At 72.5% G+C, this 21,337-nt stretch carries 18 protein-coding genes; 5 read left to right on the forward strand and 13 right to left on the reverse strand.

Annotated features, from left to right (window positions below; translation table 11 throughout):
• Nucleotides 1-60 precede the first annotated feature (60 nt).
• The 12 genes from moeZ to OG406_RS14940 all read right to left on the reverse strand — a co-directional run bounded on the left by moeZ (nucleotide 61) and on the right by OG406_RS14940 (nucleotide 15,429).
• The gene (moeZ, locus tag OG406_RS14885; RefSeq protein ID WP_081219289.1) at nucleotides 61-1,239 is read right to left on the reverse strand and encodes an adenylyltransferase/sulfurtransferase MoeZ; all 1,179 of its coding nucleotides are present in this window, start codon (nucleotides 1,237-1,239) and stop codon (nucleotides 61-63) included.
• A gap of 63 nt (nucleotides 1,240-1,302) precedes the next feature.
• On the reverse strand, nucleotides 1,303-2,055 hold the full coding sequence (locus tag OG406_RS14890; protein WP_266847021.1) for a spherulation-specific family 4 protein: 753 nt from the start codon (nucleotides 2,053-2,055) through the stop codon (nucleotides 1,303-1,305).
• A complete protein-coding gene (locus OG406_RS14895; protein ID WP_081219287.1) occupies nucleotides 2,043-3,014 on the reverse strand; it encodes an NAD-dependent epimerase/dehydratase family protein in 972 nt (323 codons plus the stop codon). The genes OG406_RS14890 and OG406_RS14895 overlap by 13 nt, the downstream gene beginning before the upstream one ends.
• Nucleotides 3,015-3,443: 429 nt before the next feature.
• The gene (locus OG406_RS14900) at nucleotides 3,444-4,898 is read right to left on the reverse strand and encodes a hypothetical protein (RefSeq protein WP_329186158.1); all 1,455 of its coding nucleotides are present in this window, start codon (nucleotides 4,896-4,898) and stop codon (nucleotides 3,444-3,446) included.
• Nucleotides 4,895-6,628: a DUF3492 domain-containing protein gene (locus tag OG406_RS14905; RefSeq protein ID WP_329190806.1), complete on the reverse strand. Its 1,734-nt coding sequence runs from the start codon at nucleotides 6,626-6,628 to the stop codon at nucleotides 4,895-4,897. Before OG406_RS14905 ends, OG406_RS14900 begins: the two co-directional genes overlap by 4 nt.
• 237 nt (nucleotides 6,629-6,865) lie before the next feature.
• Nucleotides 6,866-8,740 (reverse strand): ABC transporter ATP-binding protein, encoded by a 1,875-nt coding sequence (locus tag OG406_RS14910; RefSeq protein WP_329186160.1) that lies wholly within the window; start codon nucleotides 8,738-8,740, stop codon nucleotides 6,866-6,868.
• Complete coding sequence (locus tag OG406_RS14915) at nucleotides 8,737-9,735, reverse strand: ABC transporter permease (protein ID WP_081219284.1); 999 nt, start codon at nucleotides 9,733-9,735, stop codon at nucleotides 8,737-8,739. Before OG406_RS14915 ends, OG406_RS14910 begins: the two co-directional genes overlap by 4 nt.
• Nucleotides 9,732-10,805 carry an ABC transporter permease gene (locus OG406_RS14920; RefSeq protein WP_267048475.1) on the reverse strand — a complete coding sequence of 358 codons (1,074 nt, stop codon included), beginning with the start codon at nucleotides 10,803-10,805 and terminating at the stop codon, nucleotides 9,732-9,734. The genes OG406_RS14915 and OG406_RS14920 overlap by 4 nt, the downstream gene beginning before the upstream one ends.
• A 4-nt stretch (nucleotides 10,806-10,809) precedes the next feature.
• Nucleotides 10,810-12,531: an ABC transporter substrate-binding protein gene (locus OG406_RS14925; protein WP_329186162.1), complete on the reverse strand. Its 1,722-nt coding sequence runs from the start codon at nucleotides 12,529-12,531 to the stop codon at nucleotides 10,810-10,812.
• A 200-nt stretch (nucleotides 12,532-12,731) separates the two neighbouring features.
• Nucleotides 12,732-12,824: an Ms4533A family Cys-rich leader peptide gene (locus tag OG406_RS14930; RefSeq protein WP_323178179.1), complete on the reverse strand. Its 93-nt coding sequence runs from the start codon at nucleotides 12,822-12,824 to the stop codon at nucleotides 12,732-12,734.
• A 56-nt stretch (nucleotides 12,825-12,880) separates the two neighbouring features.
• A complete protein-coding gene (locus OG406_RS14935) occupies nucleotides 12,881-14,431 on the reverse strand; it encodes a DUF3152 domain-containing protein (protein ID WP_329186164.1) in 1,551 nt (516 codons plus the stop codon).
• Nucleotides 14,432-14,439: 8 nt separating this feature from the next.
• Nucleotides 14,440-15,429, reverse strand: a complete 990-nt coding sequence (locus tag OG406_RS14940; RefSeq protein WP_266847034.1) for an alpha/beta fold hydrolase — start codon at nucleotides 15,427-15,429, stop codon at nucleotides 14,440-14,442.
• 159 nt (nucleotides 15,430-15,588) lie between these two features.
• On the opposite strand from OG406_RS14940, the gene OG406_RS14945 reads away from it, so the two are divergent.
• The 4 genes from OG406_RS14945 (at nucleotide 15,589) to OG406_RS14960 (ending at nucleotide 17,524) form a co-directional block, all read left to right on the forward strand.
• The gene (locus OG406_RS14945) at nucleotides 15,589-15,807 is read left to right on the forward strand and encodes a hypothetical protein (protein WP_164371918.1); all 219 of its coding nucleotides are present in this window, start codon (nucleotides 15,589-15,591) and stop codon (nucleotides 15,805-15,807) included.
• Between the two features lie 186 nt (nucleotides 15,808-15,993).
• Nucleotides 15,994-16,635: a TetR/AcrR family transcriptional regulator gene (locus tag OG406_RS14950; RefSeq protein WP_081219278.1), complete on the forward strand. Its 642-nt coding sequence runs from the start codon at nucleotides 15,994-15,996 to the stop codon at nucleotides 16,633-16,635.
• 193 nt (nucleotides 16,636-16,828) lie between these two features.
• A complete protein-coding gene (locus OG406_RS14955) occupies nucleotides 16,829-17,056 on the forward strand; it encodes a DUF3107 domain-containing protein (protein WP_081219277.1) in 228 nt (75 codons plus the stop codon).
• 198 nt (nucleotides 17,057-17,254) lie between these two features.
• Nucleotides 17,255-17,524: a hypothetical protein gene (locus tag OG406_RS14960; protein ID WP_081219276.1), complete on the forward strand. Its 270-nt coding sequence runs from the start codon at nucleotides 17,255-17,257 to the stop codon at nucleotides 17,522-17,524.
• A 178-nt stretch (nucleotides 17,525-17,702) separates the two neighbouring features.
• Here OG406_RS14960 and OG406_RS14965 read toward each other — a convergent pair whose 3' ends face one another.
• On the reverse strand, nucleotides 17,703-18,464 hold the full coding sequence (locus tag OG406_RS14965) for a ferritin-like fold-containing protein (RefSeq protein WP_081221797.1): 762 nt from the start codon (nucleotides 18,462-18,464) through the stop codon (nucleotides 17,703-17,705).
• A 472-nt stretch (nucleotides 18,465-18,936) separates the two neighbouring features.
• Between OG406_RS14965 and OG406_RS14970 the strand changes: the two genes are divergently transcribed.
• Nucleotides 18,937-21,231, forward strand: coding sequence for a DEAD/DEAH box helicase (locus OG406_RS14970; RefSeq protein ID WP_267048470.1), 2,295 nt, complete (start codon nucleotides 18,937-18,939; stop codon nucleotides 21,229-21,231).
• Nucleotides 21,232-21,337 lie beyond the last annotated feature (106 nt).

Genomic DNA, 21,337 nt, shown 5'->3' on the forward strand with positions numbered 1-21,337 from the left:
GTTCCGCGGACACCCGGTCCGCGGAACCCCCGCCATCCAAAGAGCGGGGCGTGCCTCCGGTCAGTACACCGGCTTGTCGGGCTCGATCTGGTTGACCCAGCCGATCACACCGCCGCCGACGTGCACCGCGTCCGAGAAGCCCGCGGACTTCAGGACGGCGAGGACCTCCGCGCTGCGGACACCCGTCTTGCAGTGCAGGACGATCTTCTTGTCCTGCGGCAGGGTCTCCAGGGCGGTGCCCATGAGGAACTCGTTCTTCGGGATCAGCTTGGCGCCGGGGATCGAGACGATCTCGTACTCGTTGACCTCGCGGACATCGATGATCTCGATGTTCTCGCCGTCGTCGATCCACTCCTTGAGCTGCTTGGGAGTGATCGTCGAGCCGGCGGCCGCCTCCTGGGCCTCCTCGGACACGACGCCGCAGAAGGCCTCGTAGTCGATGAGTTCCGTGACGGTCGGGTTCTCGCCGCAGACCGCGCAGTTCGGGTCCTTGCGGACCTTGACCTGGCGGTACTGCATCTCCAGGGCGTCGTAGATCATCAGACGGCCGACGAGCGGGTCGCCGATGCCGGTCAGGACCTTGATCGCCTCGGTGACCTGGATGGAGCCGATGGACGCGCAGAGCACGCCCAGGACACCGCCCTCGGCGCAGGAGGGGACCATGCCCGGCGGCGGGGGCTCCGGGTAGAGGCAGCGGTAGCAGGGGCCGTGCTCGGACCAGAAGACCGAGGCCTGGCCGTCGAAGCGGTAGATCGAGCCCCACACGTACGGCTTGTTGAGCAGCACGCACGCGTCGTTGACCAGGTAGCGGGTCGCGAAGTTGTCCGTGCCGTCGACGATCAGGTCGTACTGGCTGAAGATGTCCATCACGTTCTCGGCCTCGAGCCGCTCTTCGTGAAGGATCACGTTCACGTACGGGTTGATGCCCAGTACGGAATCGCGGGCGGAGGCGGCCTTCGACCGGCCGATGTCCGCCTGGCTGTGGATGATCTGGCGCTGCAGGTTCGACTCGTCGACCTCGTCGAACTCCACGATGCCGAGCGTGCCGACGCCCGCGGCGGCCAGGTACATCAGCGCCGGCGATCCGAGGCCGCCGGCGCCCACACAGAGCACCTTGGCGTTCTTCAGCCGCTTCTGCCCGTCCATGCCCACATCGGGGATGATCAGGTGGCGGGAGTACCTGCGGACCTCGTCTACGGTGAGCTCAGAGGCTGGCTCGACCAGGGGTGGCAGCGACACGGGGACTCCGTTGGTCGGTCAATCACTACAATTGTTCTCCCCGTAACACTGCCACGCCCTTCTTCATTCCGAGACACCCGTTCCGATCCGCGAGACGATTTCGTCCCAGTAGCCGGGCATCGTCTCCCAGGGGTCGACCCTCCCCCCGTGGTCGGTGCGGTCGGTGAAGTAGATCGTGGAGGCTCCCTGCCAGCGCGCGACGCGCAGCGCCTCGTCCAGATGACCGCGCGGCACACCGTGCACGAAGTGGCAGAAGCGCTCGGGCGGATAGTCGGCGGTCCACTCGGCGACCTGCGACCAGCGGTACTCGCTCCAGGGCCCGGAGAAGGTGACCAGTTGGTCGGCGTTCTCCGCGTAGCCCGGATACGGGTGGGTGCCGTGGCCCAGCACGATGTGCGCGCCGTCGCGGAGCGCGCGCAGCGACCCGATGGTGCGGCGGATCTCCGGCAGCGCGGAGCGCTCGGCGGGGCAGCGGTCGAGCAGGAACCCGTCGGCCTGGTACCAGTCGAGGTAGCGGCGCGCGTCGGCCAGCACCTCGCCGAACGGGCGGGCCCCGTAGGCGGTGTCCAGGTGGCCGAGCACCCGGACGCCGGCGTTGCGCAGCCGTCCGGAGGCTTCCAGGCACCGCGGGTCGGGGCGGTCGCCGGGGCCGTTGTCCACGTTCAGGACGACCCAGTGCAGGGGGGTGCCGGGGCGGGTGAGGCCGTCCCATTCGACGGGAGCGACGAGGGGGTGCGCATAGCCGGGGACGCCGAAGCCGACCCCGGACCGGTCGGTGCCCGCCGTGCCGGTGGCGGTGCTGGTCAGATGCGGCATGCCGCCTCCATCCAGATGTCGGCGAGGGACTCTTCGAGGTTGATCCTGGGCCGCCAGCCGAGCCGGTCGCGGGCGGTGCGCACGTCGGCCTGCTGCCAGCCGCCGCAACCGTCCGGGTAGGGGTACGCGACGGGGGCCACGTGGTCGGGTTCCGGGCGGGGGTGACCGATGGTGGCCCGCAGCGCGGGGCCGGGCGGCCCGGGCGGGCCGTCGAGTTCGTGCAGGGCGCCGCCGTAGCCGGCCACGCGGGCGAGGACGGAAGCGGCGTCGCGGAGCCGGACGGCACGTCCCGAGCCGATGTTGATCACGCCCTGCGCGGCGGAGAGGGAGGCGGCGTGCACGGCGCGGGCGACATCACGGACGTCGATGAAGTCGCGTTGGACGGCCAGGCCGCCCAGCTTCAGTTCGCCGTCGCCGGACTGCATGGCGCGGCGCAGGGCCTCGGCGAGCCGGCCGAGCGGGGATCCGGCGGGTGTTCCGGGTCCGGCGGGCGAGAAGACGCGGAGGACGACGGCGTCCAGGCCGGAGCCGAGGACGAGTTCGGTGGCCGCGAGCTTGCTCACGCCGTACGGTCCGCCCGGTCGCGGCACGGCGTCCTCGGCGGTGGACGAGCCGGGCTGGCTGGGCCCGTACTCGGCTCCGCAGCCGAGTTGCACGAGCCGGGCACCGCAACCGCTGCGCCGCAGTGCCTCGCAGACGGTGGCGACGGCGACGGTGTTGTGCCGGGTGAGGTCGCGGGCGCCGCCGCGTGTGGTGCCCGCGCAGTTGATGACGACTCCGGGGTGCACCGCGTCCAGGAAGCGGGTGAGCGCGCCGGGGCTGCCCGAGGCGAGGTCGAAGCGTACGTCGGCGTCGTCGCCCCGGCCGAGCGCGGTCAGCTGCACGGCCGGGTCGGCCAGCAGTCTGTCGGCGACGAAACGGCCGAGGTAGCCGTTGGCTCCGATCAGCAGGACCCTCATCGGGCGGCTCCCGGGGCGGATTCTCCGGTTCGGGAGGTGATCATCTGACTGTCTCCTTCGAGGTGATGCGTAGGTCGGGGAGAGGGCCCGCGGTGTCGGCCCCGCGGGAGAAGGGGGCCCGGCCCCGGGTGTGGTCCCGGGTACCGGAGGGGGCTCATGGCGGCGGAGGCCATGGGCCGGAACAGGACGCGCCGTACGAGGACGGACCGCGCGAGGACGCGCCGTACGAGTCAGGACCGTGCGAGGGAGCGCCGTACGAGTCAGGACCGTGCGAGGACGGACCGTGCGTCGTGGTGGGGCGGCCGAGGGGCCGTGTCGCGCGGGGGTCGTGCGGGGCAGCGTGCCTCGGCGCTGCCCGGACCCCGGGGTCGGTGGCGCCGGAAGCCGGTGGCTCGGTCCGGCCCGTTCGTCTGGTCTCGTCCTCGGCGTTCATGGGGCCTCGCCGGTCCGGGCGTGGGCCGAGGCGCGGGTCAGTGTGCGGGAGGCGTGGAGGAGCAGGATGCCTGCGCCCGCCGCGCACACCAGGGCGGGTACGGCGCCGGGTCCCCAGGTGTCGACGAGGGCGTCGACGGGGGTGGCCAGGAACGAGCAGCCGGGGAGGCGGGCCGCGTAGACCGTGGTCAGGGCCGCTGCTTCCACCGTGCCCACCGCTGCGAGGGCCAGGGCCGGGGCGTGGGCGAAACCGCGCGCCGTCAGGAGCCGTGCGAGCAGGAGGAGGGCGCCGAGGGCACCGGCTCCGGCGTAGGCGGGCGGCTCGTCGAGTACTGCGCCGCACAGGGCGAGCAGGGCGAACAGGGTGCACACGAACAGGCCGAACGCGCCGAGGAGCAGGGGTTGCACGGAGGCGGCGAACTCCTCCAGCCCCCGGCTGGTGGTGAGCCGGCGGCGAGCGCGGCTGACGAACAGGTGGGCGCACCAGGCGGCGGGAGCGCAGGCCAGGGAGAGGGCCAGCACGGGGGCGGTGGCCAGGGGCCAGTTTCCGACCGGCCCGCCGTTGAGCCCGGCGCTCAGCAGGCCGTCGCCGAGAAGGGCGTACGCGATGAGCCAACACGTCCACGCGAGGGTGGCGCCCGTCGTGCCGTGGCTGCTGCTCAGCGGGCCGCGACGCAGCGCGAGGCGCAGGCCGAACGCGACGGCGAGGGCGCCGAACGCGGCGACGGCGAGGCGCGGTTGCCCGTGTGTGAGCCGCAACCCGGCGACGACGCCCGCGCCGAGGGCGCCCGGGACGAGAGCGAGGACGGTCCAGTAGGTGCGCGTGCCGGGCGTCGCCGGGGTCTCCGCGTCGTGCGCCGTGGCTTCGCCGTCGCGCGCCACGCGCGCGTACATCTCCTCGGCGAGCGAGAAGACGTCCCGGTGACGGAAGCGGGCGGCGGTCCGGTCGGTCACGCCGTGCGCCTCCAGGCCGGCGGCGATCTCCAGCGGGTCGACGGCCCGTTCGCAGAGTTCGCGGTGCCGGTGCATCAGCGCCTTCACGGGGTCCGCGGCTCCCCTGCGTCCGGCGTTCCTGCGCGTTCCGTCGGCGCCCTCGGTACTGGTGCCGGGGCCGGGGAGCCTGCGCCCCGCGAAGGCGGCCTCCGCACCGACGCCGGGAAGGCCCGTACCAGGAAGGTCGCTGCCAGGAAGACCGCTGCCAGGCAGCTCGTCCTCACCGTCGGCAGTCGCGGAACTCGGGCTGTCCACGCCAGTGTCGGAGAGCATCAGCCCACCGTCGGCAGCCTCGGCTCGCCCGCCGCCGGCCCGTGCCGCTCCCTCCGCGACCTCCGCTCCCCCGCTCCCGCTCCCGCTGCCGGCTTCGCCCGCCCCCCGTGCTCCCGTGCGGCTGTCGAGGTCGCGTTGCGTCAGGTCGCCCGCGCCGCCGCGGGCGCCAGTGGTGTCGCGGGTCATGCGCCCTCCCCCGCCGGAACGGTGGCCGTGGCACGCACCGGTGCCCCGTCGCCCCAGCGCGGCCGGCCCGCGGCCATCAGGCGGGCCTCGGTCCAGCCGCCCGGAAGGTGGGCCTCGGCGGGGACGCCGAACGGCAGCGGCTCCCCCGCGTTGTCCACGACCAGGCGGCGCACCGGAGCGTGCGAGACGATCTCCAGGTAAATGCCGTGAAATGCCGTGATGTTCTGCTCGACGGTGAAGAGTTCGAGGGCGCGGGCGCGGGCGGCGGCGCCCAGGCGCTCGCGGCGCTCGGGGTCGCGCAGCAGCGCCACGCACGCCTCGGCGAGCGCCCGCGGGTTGCGCGGCGGGACCACCAGTCCCGTACCGCCGATGACCTCGACGACCGCGCCCACGTCGGTGGAGACGGTGGCCCGGCCGCAGAACATGGCCTCGACGAGGCTGATCGGGAAGCCCTCGACGACGCTGGAGAGGACGACCAGGGCGCCGGAGGCGTAGGCCTCGGCGAGGCTCGGGACCTCCGGTCCGCCGATCTCCTCGAAGGACACGGGGTTGTCGCCGACCGCGTGCACGCCCTCGGCCTCGTCGGGGAAGAGCTGGGCGGCGAGCGCCTTGCAGTGGGCCAGGTAGGTCGCGCCGTCCGGGCCGTCGGCGGGGGCGCCGACGATCCGCAGCCGGGTCTTCGGCTCCTCCTTGCGGACCTCCGCGAAGGAGTGCAACAGGGAGATGAGGTCTTTCGCGGGCTCGATGCGGCCGACCCACACCAGCGTGTCCGGGTCCGCGCACCGGCTGCCCTCGGCGCCCTCCCCGACCTCGGCGAAGCGCTCGGCCTCCATGCCGGGGTAGACGGTGCGCAGCTTGGCGCGGTCGGCGCCGCAGCGCTCCTGCCAGCGGCGGGCGTGGGCGTTCCCGGGCGTGATGAGGGTGGCCGCGCCGTACACCTCGGCGGCGAGCGCGCCGTGGAACGCGGCGAGCAGGGCACGGACGGCGGGGGTCTCCGTGACGGTGGCGGAGGACAGGTAGTGCGCGCGGAGCTGCACGCCGTACTCGGTGACGAGCAGCGGGACTCCGAAGAAGTGCCGGGTGAGGAGGCCGGGCAGGGCCGCCGCTCCGCCTGCCGCGGCGTGACACAGGTCGACCGAGCCGAGGGCGTCGTCCTCGTACCAGTCCAGCGAGAGGGGCCGCAGGGCGCGTTCGATGTGGCCGGCGACGGCGAGCAGGTCGGGTACGCGTGCCGCGCGGGCGGTCCGCAGCGCGCCGGGCGCGCGACAGGCGCGCTCCAGGGCGCGGACCGCTCCTTCCGAACGGAGGGCACCGACCAGCCCGCCCTCGTCGCGGGCGAGTTCGGCGAGGGCGTACAGCGCGCTGGCGAAACGGTCCGCCTCCACGCCGGAGGAATCCGCCGCCCCTGCCGAGGGCTCCGTCGCGCCGGAGGTCTCCGGTCCCGCGCAGACGGCCGCGGCGAGTTCCCCGTACGCCTCGGCGAAGCGGCGTCGTGCGCGTCGTCCGTGGACCACGCCGTCGTCCTCCGCCGTCCACAGCGGCGCGGTGCGGACGCGGCTGACCTGGGAGGGAAGCTGGATCCAGCCCTCGTCCTCCTGACGCTCGGTGCGGCTGAGCGCGTAGATGTCGAACTCGTGCTGCCCGAGCCCGCGCACGAGCCGGTCGCACCAGAGTCTGGCGTCACCGCTCACATACGGATAGCCACCCTCCGTCAGCAGTCCGATGCGCACGAGCACACCCCCGATCTCCCGTATGGGGAGCCGCCGTTGACCCGGCGGCTCGCAGCGGGACGAACGTATGCGGACAAGGCGGTGGCGCGACGGACGGTTGTCCATCGCGCCACCAAAAGGGGTGAACGGTCGTAACTTTCCCGCACGGGAGGCGTTCTGTCGCGCTAAGAGATCAAGCGGTGACGTTCGGTCGGCCGCCGCTCGCGATCCGGGCTGCCGCCCGCGAGCCTCACGCGCTCACGCCGGCGTCAGCTCCTTGCCGTCGGTCTCCTTGCCGTCGGCCGGCTCCCTGCGGGCCGCGCGTCGGCGTGCCGCGACCTCCGGGTCGAGTGCCGGGACGGCGGCCAGCAGTTGGCGGGTGTACGGGTCGGCCGGACGCTCGTACACGTCGTCGGCGGGTCCGTACTCGACGAGTCTGCCGCGCCGCATCACGGCCACCCGGTCGCTGACCTGGCGTACCACCGCGAGGTCGTGCGCCACGAACACCAGCGCGAGCCCGAGTTCGCGCTGCAGTTCGCCGAGCAGGGCGACGACCTGGGCCTGCGTGGTGACGTCGAGCGCGGAGACCGGCTCGTCGCACACGATGGCGCGCGGCTCGGCGGCCAGGGCCCGGGCGATGCCCACGCGCTGGCGCTGTCCGCCGCTGAACTCGTGCGGGTAGCGGTCGTAGTGCGCCGCTTCGAGCCCCACACGCTCCAGCAGTTCCCGTACGCGTCCCCGGATGCGTCCCTCGTCCCGCTCGCCGCGCGCCCGCAGCGGGTCGGCGATGGACTCGCCCACACTGCGCCGGGGGTTGAGGGAGGAGACCGGGTCCTGGAAGACCATCTGCACGGAGGGGCGCACGCCGGACTGTTCGCGCCCCTCGTAGCGGATCGACCCGCTCGTGGGCTCCAGAAGCCCCACCAGCATTCTTCCCAGCGTGGTCTTCCCGCTGCCGCTCTCGCCGACGACCCCGAGGGTCTCGCCCCTGCGGACGGTCAGCGACACGTCGTCGACGGCCGCGAACCGCTGCTTCCCGCGCCCGAACTCGCGCCGGAGTCCGACCGCTTCGAGGACCACGTCGTTCGACGGGACGGTCGTCGAGCCGCCGCTGTCCGTGCCGGCGCTCTCCGTACCGGCGCTCCCCGTACGGGCGGTCTCCGCCGCGGGACCGGGCCCACCGGCGGAACCGGCCGCCGCCACACGACCGGGATCGCCTGCCGGATCGGCGGCCGTTCCGGTCGCGCCGCCCCCGCCGGTCGCGCGGGGCGTCTCCACGCGCGGCACCGCGCCGAGGAGTTCGCGCGTGTACGTCTCCCGGGGTGCGCCGAGGACGGCGGTGACCGGTCCGTGCTCGACCGCGCGGCCGTGACGCATCACGAGGATCTCGTCGACGCTCTCGGCGGCGACGCCGACGTCGTGAGTGACCAGCAGCAGGCCCATTCCGGTCTCCTGCCGCAGCGTGTGCAGCAGGTCGAGGATCTGCGCCTGGACGGTCACGTCGAGGGCGGTCGTCGGCTCGTCGGCGATCAGCAGCTCGGGTTCGCAGGCCAGCGCCATGGCGATGAGGGCGCGTTGGCGCATGCCACCGCTGAACTCGTGCGGGCGCGAGCGGGACCGGCGTACGGCGTCGGGGATGCCGACCCGGTCCAGCACGTCGACGGCACGCGCGCGTGCGGCGCGGCGCGAGGCCTTCGTGTGCACCCGGTACACCTCGGCGATCTGGTCGCCGATCGCGTAGTACGGGTCCAGGGACGACAGCGGGTCCTGGAAGACCATGGCGGCCTTCCCGCCGCGCAGCCGGCCCAGCTCGTCGTCGGTCGCCCGCTGCACGTCCACGCCGGCGACGCGGACCGTGCCGGTGACGTGCGCTCCGGTGCCGCGGTGCAGCGCCAGCAGGGCCGAGGCCACGGTCGACTTGCCGGAGCCGGACTCGCCGACCAGCCCGAGGGCTGCCCCCTTCCGCAGGCGGAAGGAGAGCCCGTCGACGGCCCGCAGGCCACCGAAGTCGACGGACAGACCGTCCACTTCGACGAGCGGGGCCGCGACGCCACCGCCCCTGTTCGCGGAGGCCGCGGCGTCCGGCGGGGCGACGGAAGCCGTCGCGGACGCTGTCGTGGAAGAGTCGCTCATGCGAGCACCACCCGTCGGTCGGCCACCGCGTACAGCACGTCCGCGACGGCGTTGGCGATGACCACGAAGAAGCCGATGACCAGGACCATGCCGACGACCACGGGGAGGTCGACGACGTTCACGGCGTGGACCAGTTCCTGGCCGATGCCGGGCAGTCCGAAGAGCGTCTCGGTGAGGACCGCGCCGCCGATGGCACCGCCGACGTTGTTCGCGTTGAGCGCGATGATCGGCGCGAACGCCCCGCGCAGCGCGTGCCGTCCGATGATCGACCGCTCGCCGACGCCGTACGCGCGGAAGGTGCGGATGTGGTCCTCGGCGAGCGTCTCCAGCATCGACGCCCGGGTGAGCCGGGCGAACGTGGCGGCCTCGATGAGGGCGAGGGAGAGCCAGGGCAGGAGCAGGTTCCAGGCCCACTGTTCGGGGTCGTCGGTGAGGCTGACGTACTGCGGGAAGGGCAGGAGCCGTAGTTGCCCGCACACGATGATCATCAGGACGAGCCCGATGACGAAGACGGGGGTGGCCACGCCTGCGAGCGTCACGCCTGTCAGCACGCGCTCGCTGATCCGGCCGCGCCGCCATGCGGACAGGACGCCGGTGCCGACGCCGAGGATCAGCCAGAGGATCATCGCGCCGAACACGAGGGACAGGCTGACCGGCAGCTTCGCGAAGATCAGCCGGGTCACCTGCTGGCCGCCCTGGTACGACATGCCGAGGCAGGGCGCCGAGCAGTGCTCCACCGACGTGCCCGTGGAGTAGTCCTGGCCGACGAGGATGCCCTGGAGGAAGTGCCAGTAGCGCACGTAGAGGGGGTCGTCGAGCCTCAACTGCTGGGCCACCTGGTGCACTTGCTCCGGGGAGCAGCGGGGGCCGCAGGTGATCTGGGCGACATTGCCGGGTGTGACGAAGAAGACGACGTAGACGATCACCGAGATGGCGAGCAGGGTGATCAGGGTGCCGACGAGGCGACGCAGGAGGAATCCGCCGAAGCCGCTCATGCCCGTTCCTCCTTCCGGCCGGTGGCGTCCGCCCCGGCGTTCGCGTCCGCTCCGGCGCTCACGTCCGCGGTGTCCGCGTCGGCCCTTGCCTCACGCCTGCGGCCGGTGCCGATGCTCAGACGGGAGGCGGCGCGCGGGTCGAGGGCCGTACGGATGCCGTCGCCGAGGACGGTCAGCGCCAGGACGGTCACGAAGAGCGCGCCGGCGGGCAGCAGCAGGTACTGCGGGGCGGCCTGGTACCAGACGTCGGCGGCGGTGAGCATCTGTCCCCAGGAGGGTGTCGGGGGCTTCACGCCGACGCCGAGGAAGGACAGCGCGGCCTCCACGCTGATGTTCATCGGGACGAGGAGCGCGGCGTAGGTGATGATCGGCGCGGCGAGTCCGGGCAGCAGTTCGCGGCGGGCGATCCGCCAGGTGCCCCAGCCGCTGAGCCGTGCGGCGGCTACGTAGTCGAGCCCCTTGAGGGTGAGTGTCTGGGCGCGCGTGATCTTCGCGACGTTGCCCCAGGCGATCAGGCCGATGACGAGGGCGACCAGCAGCGGCCGGGGGAAGCTGGTGGGCACGATCGCGAGCAGCGCCAGCGACATGATCATCAACGGCATCGCGAGGATGATCTCGGTGAAGCGGCTCAGCAGCTGGTCGACCCAGCGCGTGCCGAGCGCGGCGGCGACGCCGACCACGACCCCGATGAGGACCTGCACGACGGTCGCTCCGAGCGCGACCCCGAGGGAGACCCGCGCCCCGTAGACGAGACGGGCGAAGAGGTCGCGGCCGGTCTGCGGTTCGACGCCGAGCCAGTGGTCGGCGCTCAGGCCGCCGAACGACCCCACGGGGACCCCGCCGCGTGCGGAGTCGACCAGCGAGGGGTGGTAGGTGGTGGGGTCCTGGCCCTCGATCGCGGTGAGCAGCGGTGCGGCGATCGCGACCAGGACGAGGAGGGCGACGACGGCCGCCGCGACGAGGGCGGCGCGCTGCGCGAGCAGTCGCCGCCAGAACTGACGGGCCCCCGAGGCCCCCGTGACGGACGGATCCGTCACGGGGGCCGAGGAGGCGACAAGTGCCTCGCTCACGGTGCTACTTCACCGCGACCTGGGAGATGTCCAGAACGCCGGTCCAGTCGCTGATCACGATGTTCTTGACGTCCTTGCCGTACAGGCGCTTGTAGACGGGGTGGAACAGCGGCACGGTGAGCGCCTGCTCGCCGATCTTCTTGTCCAGCGCGCCCCAGCGCTTGGCGGCCTGGTCGAGGTCGGTCAGCTTGTTGATCGCGTCGATCTCGTCGTTGACCGACTTGTCGTTCAGGAAGCCCGTGTTGAAGTTGGCGCCGTCCTTGACGATCTGCCGGCCGTCGAAGATCGGGGCCAGGAAGGGACCGCCGGAGGGCCAGTCGGCACCCCAGTGGGCGAGGAAGAAGCCCGGCTCGGTCGTGACGCTCTGGACCTTGTCGCTGTAGTCGTTCGACTCCAAGCCCTGGAGCTTGACGGTGATGCCGGCCTTCTTGAGAGCGTCCTGGATCGCCGTGGCGATCTCCGGGCTGGTCTCGAAGTCCTTGCTGTTGGAGTGCGTCAGCGTCACGGACAGGCCGTTCTTGTAGCCGGCCTCCTTCAGCAGTTCCTTGGCCTTCGCGGCGTTGCCGGACGCGCCCGCCGGGAAGTGGTCGTACGGGGTGTAGCCGAAGGACTTCTGGTTCGGCAGGTACGTGGTCGCGGGCTCGGCGAGCGAGGAGCCGCCGGCCGCGTTGACGACCGAGCTGCGGTCGATGGCGTAGGAGATCGCCTGGCGCACCTTGGGGTTGTCGAACGGCTTCACCTTCGGGTTGAAGGCGATGTAGTTGGTGTAGCCGAAGTGGCCGGTGCCGACGCGGGAGGCCAGCTCCTTGTCGCCGGTCACCTTGGCGAGCTCGGCCGGGCCGAGGTTGGTGTCCGTGGTGACGGCGGCGGCGTCCGGGCCCTGGGAGGAGGACAGCCGCTGGTTGATCACGGAAGAGTCCAGACCGGACCGTACGTCGATCTTGTCCGGGTAGGCCTTGCGCTCGGCGTCGGTCGACGCGGACCAGTGGGTGTTGCGCTCCAGGAGGAGCCGCTCACCGTCGTTCTCGTTCTTGACGACCTTGTACGGGCCCGAGGAGACCGGGTGCTGCTCGTACTTGGTGCCGGTGTCCTTGGCCTTCGGGACGGGGGTGAACTGCGTCTGCGTGGCCAGGTAGGGGAACTCGCCCTCCGGCTTGTTCAGGTGGAAGACGATGGTCAGGTCGTCGGGCGTCTCGATCGAGTCGAGGCCCTTCTTGTCCTTGTAGGGACCCTGGTAGTCGGCCCCGCCGATGAGCCAGTCGCGCAGGTAGGGCGCGCCGCCGGAGAGTTCGGCGGCGAAGGAGCGCTCGATGCCGTACTTGATGTCGGCCGAGGTGATCGGCGAACCGTCCTCGTACGTGAGCCCCTTCTTCAGGGTGTACGTCCACACGGTCGCGTTCTTGCTCGGGCGGCCGGTGTCGGTGGCCAGGTCGGGCACGACCTGGGAGCCGGCGGCGCCGTTCTCGCGGTTGCGGGTGGTGAGCGTGCGGAAGACGAGCGAGGGCACGTTGCCGCCGCCGGAGGTGTAGAGCCGCGCGGGGTCGAAGTCCGACTGCGGGTTGGAGTTCAGCACGCTGAGCGTGCCGCCCTTCTTCGCCTGGGAGTCGCCGCCTCCGGAACTCTTGGCATCGTTGTCCTCAGGGCCGCAGGCGGCGGCGCCCGCTGCCACGACCAGGCTGACGGATGCCACTGCCACGCGGCGGGCTATGAGGGACGGTTGACGCATCGGAAGACGACCTCTCGGATGGTTCGAATACTGAGACGGAATGACGCGGAATGAGACAGCGGGGCACGGAGCCCGCCCAGGGCGTCAAGCGTCGGAGTCCGACCGGACCGGAGGAGGTACGGGCGCGGGGAACCGGAGGGGTTCAGGGGCGCACGGAAACGAGACGAGAAGGAATGCGACGCACTCGCCGGGGGCGGGCGTCAGCGACAGTCGATGTCGGCCACGCACAGCGCGGTCACGCCGATGAGCGCCAGCTCGATGGCGGCGCAGACGGAGGCGTGACGGGGCGACATGCGCCAAAATATGAACGAACTTTCGGCGCATGTCAACGTGGCCCGAGGGCCCCCTGTCAACTCCCGGGATAGGCCCAGGGGTTGGCCCGGCAGTGGATTCCGTCGTGGTCGAGGAACTTGGTCTGCTGCTGCATGACCGGGGCGAGCTCGCCGTCCTTGTCGCAGGTGACGTGCCCGTATCCGAGCCGGTGGCCGACCTCGTGGTTGATCAGCATCTGCCGGTAGGAGTGAATCTTGTCACCGTAGGTCGTCGAGCCCTGGGCCCAGCGGTACGCGTTGATCATGACGCGTTCGGTGGACGCCGAGTCGCACGAGACGTTGTCCTCCGTGGTGTCGAGGCCCGACTTGGCGCACCACTCGGCGGTGGTCCCGGGGCTCGCCAGCGTGATGACGAAGTCCGGTTTGCCCGAACTGATCCGCTCGAAGGTGCGGGCTCCGCCGTGTGCCCAGCTCCGCTTGTCGTTCAGCGTCTTCTGGACGGCCTCGGCGAAGAGGGCACCCTCCAGACCGAGCCCCTGTTCCACGTCGACGCGGTAGGTGTACTTGCGTCCCGTGCCGGGCGCCTTGGCGAACCCGGGCACGGCGTCGAACTTCCCCGACCCCTTGAGCTTCGCGCCGAGCGGGTACGTCCTGGCCATCTTCTGGTCGTACGTCAGGGCCACCGCGGCCACGCTCGGGTGGCCCGCCTGGGTCGGCCTGCCGTCCCCGCGCGAGGCGGGGTCCTGGGTCGCGCGGCCGCCCGCGGCGGACTGGGTCCGGGCGCCGGCGTCGTGCTGTCCGCTCGCGACCTGTCCGGCGACGACGACGGCGAGCACGGTGGTGACGGCGGCCGCGGCGATCCCGGTGAACGCCCGCCCCTTGCCGGCTCGGCCCTTCTCCTGTTCCCCGGTCTCCGGCACCGTCGGTCCACCGGGTCCGCCGGAGCCGTCGGCCTCCGTGTCCCACGACGTGACGGAGCCGTACGGGTCGTCGGTCCGGGGGCCGGCCGTGCGGCCGGGAGCGCCCGCACGGGGCGCGAAGAGGTCGTCGTCCTCGTCCGTGGCGACGTCGAACGCGTCGACGTAGGCCTGCCGGGGGGCGGTCGGGTGCCCCTGGCGCGGGCGCGGGACCGTCGGCCCGAGAGGCGCTCCCTGCGCGGCCGCGCCGGCCCGGGACTCCCCCCAGCCGCCGCCCTGTTCACGCTGCTCGGGGTGTCCGCCCCGGACCCGGGGCATCCCGTGGGCGGGTGTCCCGTCGGGAAGTCGTGGTGTCCCGTGGGCGGGTGTCCCGTCGAAGACGCGCGGTACGCCGTGCGCGGGGGTGCCGTCCTGGAAGCGCGGGACCCCGTGCGCCGGGGTGCCGTCCGCGAAACGCGGCACCCCGCGCGCGGGGGTGCCGTCGAAGGCCTGCGGGAATCCGTGGGCCGGCGTCGCGTCGGCGCGCGGTGGTGCGCTGCGGGGTGAGGCCGTGCCCGCCGGCGGGTAGGGCCCGAGGGCGCCGGGACGGGGCGCCGCCGCTCGGCGGGTCCGGTCAGGGCCCGGCTCCGGTGACGGCTCCGCCTCGGGTACCGCTCGCGTCTGCGAGGTCTCCGCCTTGTCGGCCCGCCCCCGACGACTGTGTCGTCCCACTTCCCGCCTCAGCTCTCCGCGCCGGTTGCCGCCTCGGAGGTCAACTCTCCCTGGTCCGCGAGGAGTTCACGGAAGGCCGTGGCCACCGTCTGTGGATACTCCATCATGGCGACGTGCCCCGCGTCCGGCAGAGTCAGCAGCCGGGAGTCGCGGAAGGCACGGGCCGCGCGCTGGGCCATACGGTAGCCGACGAGCTGGTCGCGGCCGCCATAGACCAGCAGGGTCGGAGCGAGCACGCGCTCGGCCTGCCGCCACAGCCCGTGCTGGCCGCCCAGCGTGTACGCGTTGACGATCCCGCGCGCAGAACGCGCCATGGCGTCCCAGAAGTAGGGGAGCGCGAGCCGCCGCTCCATCTCCTCCACCGCGTCGCGGAACCCCTCGGGCGTCACGATGGTGGGATCGCCGTAGCAGAGGGCCGTCACCCCGCGGACGCGTCGCTCGGCGCTCCACTCCCTGGTCAGGCGGGTGAACAGACCGGCCACCCCGGGCAGGGCGAGCAGCGCGGTCGGCCAGGCGCTCCGCTGGGCGCGGATCTCGGGCAGGGCGGGCGAGACGAGGGTCAGCGTGCGGACGAGGTCGGGACGGACGGCGGCCACGCGCGTCGAGACGGCACCGCCGAGCGAGTTGCCGAAGAGGTGGACGGGCCCGCGTCCGGACGCGTCGAGATAACGGATGACCGCGCGCGCGTGTCCGGTGACCGAGTAGTCGCCGTCGTCCGGCGGCGGCGAGTCGCCGAAACCGGGGAGGTCGAGGGCCTCGCTGTCCACCAGCCCGTCGACGCGGGCCATGAGCGCCGACCAGTTCTGCGAGGAGCCGCCCAGGCCGTGCACGTAGAGAGCGGGCGGCAGCCCCGCGCGGGCCGGGGGCCTCGACCGGACCGTCAGCGTGACCCCGGGAAGCCCGACCGACCGCAGCCGCTCGCCCTCCGCGACCCTGACGGCACCGACCCTGGGCGTGACGGTGGAGGCCAGCGCGGACGGGAGTTCGGTCGAAGACATGCCGCAATGTTACGAGACGATCACGCCGGGGCTCATGTGTTCGCCGTCACAGATCGTCCGGGGATCGCATAGCGCCCCGATCGCGTGTCTCCTAGGCTTCGATCGAGGGCACTCGTAGGTACGTCAGGAGCGCACTCGTACCGTTCGGGAAGAGGAACCATGACAGTCGACCCGACAGATCCCACGACGTTCGACGACCAGTTCCGGGACATCCTCGACGTGGAGGCCCCGGAGGCGGACGCCGCCGAGCAGGCCAGCGAGGTCGATCCCGCCGAGGACCTGGACCCGGAGCCCCCGGGCGATCCCCTCAGCGCCGATGAAGGGGATCGCGCCGAGCAGGCCCGGGTCGTCCGGCAGAACGAGGACGACTACAGGTGACGCGACACCGCTGATCAGGGCCGTAGCGAGGGGCGGGCGCCCAGCTCGTCCCCTTCGGCCCCCTGTGCGCCGCCGCCGTCGGCGTCCGGTCCGTGAAATTCTGCGCTCGCACCGCACACAGCACGGTTACCGAAAAGTACGATGGCGGCGCGGCGCACACCGCAGTGGACAATTTTGGGAGGCGGCGTGACAGCCATCGAGCAGACAGAGGCGGCACGCCCGCGGGGCACTCGCCTGCCGCGCCGTGCCCGACGCAACCAGCTCCTCGGCGCCGCCCAGGAAGTCTTCGTTGCGCAGGGGTATCACTCGGCCGCCATGGACGACATCGCCGAGCGCGCGGGCGTCAGCAAGCCGGTCCTCTACCAGCACTTCCCGGGAAAGCTCGATCTGTACCTCGCCCTGCTGGACCAGCACTGCGAGTCCCTGCTCCAGGCGGTCCGCACGGCGCTCGCGTCGACCTCGGACAACAAGCTGCGGGTCCGGGCCACGATGGACGCCTACTTCGCGTACGTCGAGGACGACGGCGGCGCCTTCCGGCTGGTCTTCGAGTCGGACCTGACCAACGAGCCCGCGGTCCGCGAGCGGGTCGACAAGGTGACGCACGAGTGCGCCGAGGCGATCTGCGACGTCATCGCGGAGGACACCGGTCTCTCGCGTGCCGAGTCGATGCTCCTCGCGTCGGGGCTCGGCGGTCTGGCCCAGGTGGTGGCCCGTTCCTGGCTGCACAGCGACCGCAGTGTCCCGCGCGACCAGGCGGTGCAGCTGCTGACCTCGCTCGCCTGGCGCGGCATCGCGGGTTTCCCGCTGCACGGCACCGACCAGCACTGAGCGGGCAGGGCATCGATCGGCCCGAGCACACGGAAGCGGCCGGGGGCACATCCCCCGGCCGCTTCTTTGTTCCCGTCCGCTGTTCGCTCCTGGCGTTCCCGGGCGGAGCGTGCAGGTCCCCTCACCGGGCTAATGTGTGCTGCGTACGGCGCGTACGAACGCGCACATGACTGACCGTCGGAGGGACAAAGCCGTGGAGGTCAAGATCGGCGTGCAGCACGCGCCCCGCGAGATCGTTCTGGAGAGCGGTCAGACCCCGGAAGAGGTCGAGCGCGCGGTGTCGGAGGCGCTGGCCGGCACGTCGCAGCTGCTCAGCCTCGTGGACGACCACGGCCGCAAGGTCCTGGTTCCGGCCGACCGCCTGGCCTACGTGGAGCTCGGCGAGCCCACGCAGCGCAAGGTCGGATTCAGCGCTCTGTAAGAGGTTCACAGAGCGGCACGGAGGTACACGAAGGGTCCGGTGGCGACGTCACCGGACCCTTCGCGTGCATTCCGCCCCGCGCGAACTCCTCCACAGATGGAGCACAGTTCGAGCACAGGGGAGGGTTGCGTTCCGCACGCCACGGGTAGGACCGGCTACGACCGATTTGCACCGGCCGTGAGGGAGGGACACCCCACCATGTTCTTGGAAGCGCTCGGCTCCGCGCTGCTTGGTCTGGCTCTGGCATGGGCGGCCTCGTACCGCCTGCCGCACCGTCTGCCGGCCCGCAGCCTGGTCCTGTCGACGGGGGTGGCGGGAGGCCTGTTCGGCGCCTTCCTGACGCACACCGCGCTCGGCTCCGGCCACTTCCTCGTCATCCTCGCCGGAGCGGTGGCCGTCTCCGCGGCGCTGCTCTCGCTGCTGCTCCGCCCGGAGGAGCGTTTTCGCCGACGCTCGGCCACGGCCTGACGCCGGGCGACCGCCCGGTCCGTCCGGCGGGATCCGCGGGTTCCGTCCGCGCGGGCGCCAGCGGGACGAGAGGGAGCGGCAGCCGCGCGGATAGCCGCACCGGCAGCCGTTCGCGGTCCGCCGCGGCCAGGACGGGCCCATGGTCCCGGAGGCCGGGACCCGTCCGAGCGGGCGGGTGCTAGGCGGCCAGCCCCAGGGCCGCCATCCGCTTGGTGTGCGCCTCGGTGATGCGCGAGAACATCCGGCCGACCTCCGCGAGGTCGAACCCGTCCGCCACGCCGCCCACGAGCATCGTCGAGAGGGCGTCACGGTCGGCGACCACCCGCTGCGACTGCGACAGGGCCTCGCCCATCAGTCGTCGCGCCCACAGCGCGAGCCGGCCGCCCACCCGCGGGTCGGCGTCGATCGCGGCGCGCACCTTCTCGATCGCGAAGCTGGCGTGCCCGGTGTCGTCGAGGACGCCGAGGACCAGCCCGCGGGTGTCCGAGTCGAGGCGGGCGGCGACCTCGCGGTAGAAGTCACTGGCGATCGAGTCGCCGACGTACGCCTTGACGAGGCCCTCCAGCCAGTCGGAGGGAGCCGTCTGCTTGTGGAAGCCGTCGAGGGCCGCCACGAAGGGGTCCATGGCCTGGCCCGCGTCGGCGCCGACCGCGGTGAGCCGGTTCGACAGCTGCTCGAAGTGGTGGAACTCGGCCGACGCCATCTTCGCCAGCTCCGCCTTGTCGCTCAGCGTGGGCGCCAGCTTGGCGTCCTCGGCGAGCCGCTCGAACGCCGCCAGCTCGCCGTACGCGAGCGCTCCGAGCAGGTCCACCACCGCGGCGCGGTACTGCGGGTCGGCGGAGGCCGTGTCCCAGTTCTGCGCGGCGACTCCGGTGGCCGTCGGAGCGGTGTCTGCGGGGGCTTCGGCGGGCTTCTCAGCGGCGTTGTCAGGCGTCGTCATGAAGCGCACAATAGCCCTCTCACCGCACGGGGGAAGTCCCTGGTCAACCAGTGTGACGACGACTACGTGACCGAACCGGCCATCGCATATGCGCGAATCCGGGGTATGGTGGTAATGCGCCCGGCGAGTATGTGTCGGGCCGCACGAATGAGGATGCCCGGTCGGAGGCCCGATCGGCTCCGACCCGACAGCCCTCCTCGTCGGTACGGCACATTGCGTACGGCATCCGGAGGGAACCCTCAGCGGCACGAGAGCTCGAGCGTCGGCAGTGGTCCCATGCCACTCGGCCCGCCCGTCACAGAGCGGCCGACGTCCCCGGCACGGTCCCGTCACGACCCCCGCGCTCGCCTCGCACCGCGTACACAGAAGAGGCAGCACCCTGACTACGACTTTCCGAGAGCTCGGAATCCTTCCCGAGACGGCCGAAGCCCTTGAGGCCGTCGGCATCATCAACCCCTTCCCCATCCAGGCGATGACGCTCCCGGTGGCCCTTTCCGGCTCCGACGTCATCGGCCAGGCGAAGACCGGCACCGGCAAGACGCTGGGCTTCGGCCTCCCGCTCCTGGAGCGCGTCACCGTACCCGCGGACGTCGAGGCGGGCCGGGCGACGCCCGAGCAGCTGACCGACGCCCCGCAGGCCCTCGTCGTCGTCCCGACGCGCGAGCTGTGCACCCAGGTGACCAACGACCTGCTGACAGCCGGCAAGGTCCGTAACGTGCGCGTCCTCGCCATCTACGGCGGCCGCGCCTACGAACCCCAGGTGGAGGCCCTCAAGAAGGGCGTCGACGTCATCGTCGGCACCCCGGGCCGTCTGCTGGACCTCGCGGGCCAGAAGAAGCTCAACCTCGGCCACATCAGGGCGCTCGTCCTCGACGAGGCCGACGAGATGCTCGACCTGGGCTTCCTGCCCGACGTCGAGAAGATCATGAACATGCTGCCGCCCCGCCGCCAGACGATGCTGTTCTCGGCGACCATGCCGGGCGCGGTCATCGGTCTCGCGCGTCGCTACATGTCGCAGCCCACGCACATCCGCGCCTCGGAGCCGGACGACGTGGGCGCGACGGTCGCGAACACCAAGCAGTTCGTCTACCGCGCGCACAACATGGACAAGCCGGAGATGGTCGCGCGGATCCTGCAGGCCGACGGCCGCGGTCTCGCGATGGTCTTCTGCCGCACCAAGCGCACGGCGGCCGACCTCGCCGACCAGCTCCAGCAGCGCGGTTTCGCGTCCGGCGCGGTCCACGGCGACCTCGGCCAGGGCGCCCGCGAGCAGGCGCTGCGCGCCTTCCGCAACGGCAAGGTCGACGTGCTGGTCTGCACCGACGTCGCCGCCCGCGGTATCGACGTCGAGGGCGTGACCCACGTCATCAACTACCAGTCCCCCGAGGACGAGAAGACGTACCTGCACCGCATCGGCCGTACCGGCCGCGCGGGTGCCAAGGGCATCGCGATCACCCTCGTCGACTGGGACGACATCCCGCGCTGGCAGCTGATCAACAAGGCGCTGGACCTCGGTTTCCCGGCCCCGCCGGAGACCTACTCGACCTCTCCTCACTTCTTCGAGGAGCTGAGCATCCCGGCCGGCACCAAGGGTGTCCTGCCGCGTACCGAGCGCACCCGCGCCGGGCTCGCGGCCGAAGAGGTCGAGGACCTGGGCGAGACCGGCGGCCGTGGCGGTCCGCGTGGCCGCGGTGGCCGTTCGGCCGCGCCGGTGGCCACCCCTGTCGAGCGTGAGCGCGACCGTTCGGAGCGCACCCCGCGCCGCCGGCGCCGCACGCGCAACGGCGAGGCGGCGGCGACGCCTTCGGCAGCCCCCGAGGTCACCACCGAGGCGCCCGCGTCGGACGGGGCCACCGAGCCCCGGACGCCGCGCCGCCGTCGTCGTACGCGCGGAGGATCGGGCTCCGAGCAGCCGGCCGCCACGACCGCTCCGGTGGCCGAGACCGCGGTGACCGCCGTGGCGACGGCCGAGGGCGTCACCGACGAGGCGGCCAAGCCGCGCCGTCGCCGGGGCCGGAAGACCGCCGAGAGCATCGAGGCGATCGAGAACGCCGAGGCCGCGGTGACCGCGGCGGAGGCCGTGGTCGAGAGTGTCGCCGCCGAGGTCGTCGCGGACGCCGTCGAGGCCCCGGCCAAGCCGGCCCGTCGTCGGACCCGCAAGACCGCCGAGGCGGCACCGGTCACCGAGACGGTCGTCGAGACCGCCGAGGTGACCGAGGCGCCCGCCAAGCCGGCCCGTCGTCGGACCCGCAAGGTCGCTGAGGCCGTCGTCGACACCGTCGAGGCCGCCGCGACCGAGGTCGCCGAGGCGGTCGCCGAGACCAAGCCGCGGCGCACCCGCGCCAAGGCCGCGAGCACCGTCACGGACACCGCCGAGGCCACCGAGACGGCCGAGGCCAAGCCCGTCCGCCGACGCACCCGCAAGGCCGTCGCCGACGCCGACATCCCGGCCCAGGCCACGGACGACGCCGAGGCCAAGCCGGCCACCCGCCGCACCCGCAAGGCCGCGGAGGCCGTGGTCGACACGGCGGAGGGTGTCGCGGAGGCTCCGGCCAAGCCGCGGCGCACCCGCGCCAAGGCCGCGAGCACCGTCACGGACACCGCCGAGGCCACCGAGACGGCCGAGGCCAAGCCCGTCCGCCGACGCACCCGCAAGGCCGTCGCCGACGCCGACATCCCGGCCCAGGCCACGGACGACGCGGAGGCCGAGCCGGCCACCCGCCGCCGCACCCGCAAGGCAGCCGCCACGGAGCCCGCGGAGAGCTGATCTCCTGCCCGACGGCCCGGTCCCACCTCCTGGTGGGACCGGGCCGTCGGCGTTTCCCGCCCCGACGGGCGCCCGGCCGGGAGCGTGCCGCCCCGCCGCGGCGCAC

It is taken from the genome of Streptomyces sp. NBC_01428, assembly GCF_036231965.1.
In the GTDB taxonomy this organism is placed as follows: Bacteria; Actinomycetota; Actinomycetes; order Streptomycetales; family Streptomycetaceae; genus Streptomyces.

Bases quoted from the DNA above. Each gene is read 5' to 3' on its own strand.
- OG406_RS14900 (WP_329186158.1), bottom strand. From the start codon at position 4,898: ATGACCCGCGACACCACTGGCGCCCGCGGCGGCGCGGGCGACCTGACG.
- OG406_RS14910 (WP_329186160.1), bottom strand. From the start codon at position 8,740: ATGAGCGACTCTTCCACGACAGCGTCCGCGACGGCTTCCGTCGCCCCG.
- OG406_RS14945 (WP_164371918.1), top strand. From the start codon at position 15,589: ATGACAGTCGACCCGACAGATCCCACGACGTTCGACGACCAGTTCCGG.
- OG406_RS14960 (WP_081219276.1), top strand. From the start codon at position 17,255: ATGTTCTTGGAAGCGCTCGGCTCCGCGCTGCTTGGTCTGGCTCTGGCA.
- OG406_RS14970 (WP_267048470.1), top strand. From the start codon at position 18,937: ATGACGCTCCCGGTGGCCCTTTCCGGCTCCGACGTCATCGGCCAGGCG.
- OG406_RS14940 (WP_266847034.1), bottom strand. From the start codon at position 15,429: ATGTCTTCGACCGAACTCCCGTCCGCGCTGGCCTCCACCGTCACGCCC.
- OG406_RS14890 (WP_266847021.1), bottom strand. From the start codon at position 2,055: ATGCCGCATCTGACCAGCACCGCCACCGGCACGGCGGGCACCGACCGG.
- OG406_RS14915 (WP_081219284.1), bottom strand. From the start codon at position 9,735: ATGAGCGGCTTCGGCGGATTCCTCCTGCGTCGCCTCGTCGGCACCCTG.
- OG406_RS14930 (WP_323178179.1), bottom strand. From the start codon at position 12,824: ATGTCGCCCCGTCACGCCTCCGTCTGCGCCGCCATCGAGCTGGCGCTC.
- OG406_RS14925 (WP_329186162.1), bottom strand. From the start codon at position 12,531: ATGCGTCAACCGTCCCTCATAGCCCGCCGCGTGGCAGTGGCATCCGTC.
- OG406_RS14895 (WP_081219287.1), bottom strand. From the start codon at position 3,014: ATGAGGGTCCTGCTGATCGGAGCCAACGGCTACCTCGGCCGTTTCGTC.
- OG406_RS14965 (WP_081221797.1), bottom strand. From the start codon at position 18,464: ATGACGACGCCTGACAACGCCGCTGAGAAGCCCGCCGAAGCCCCCGCA.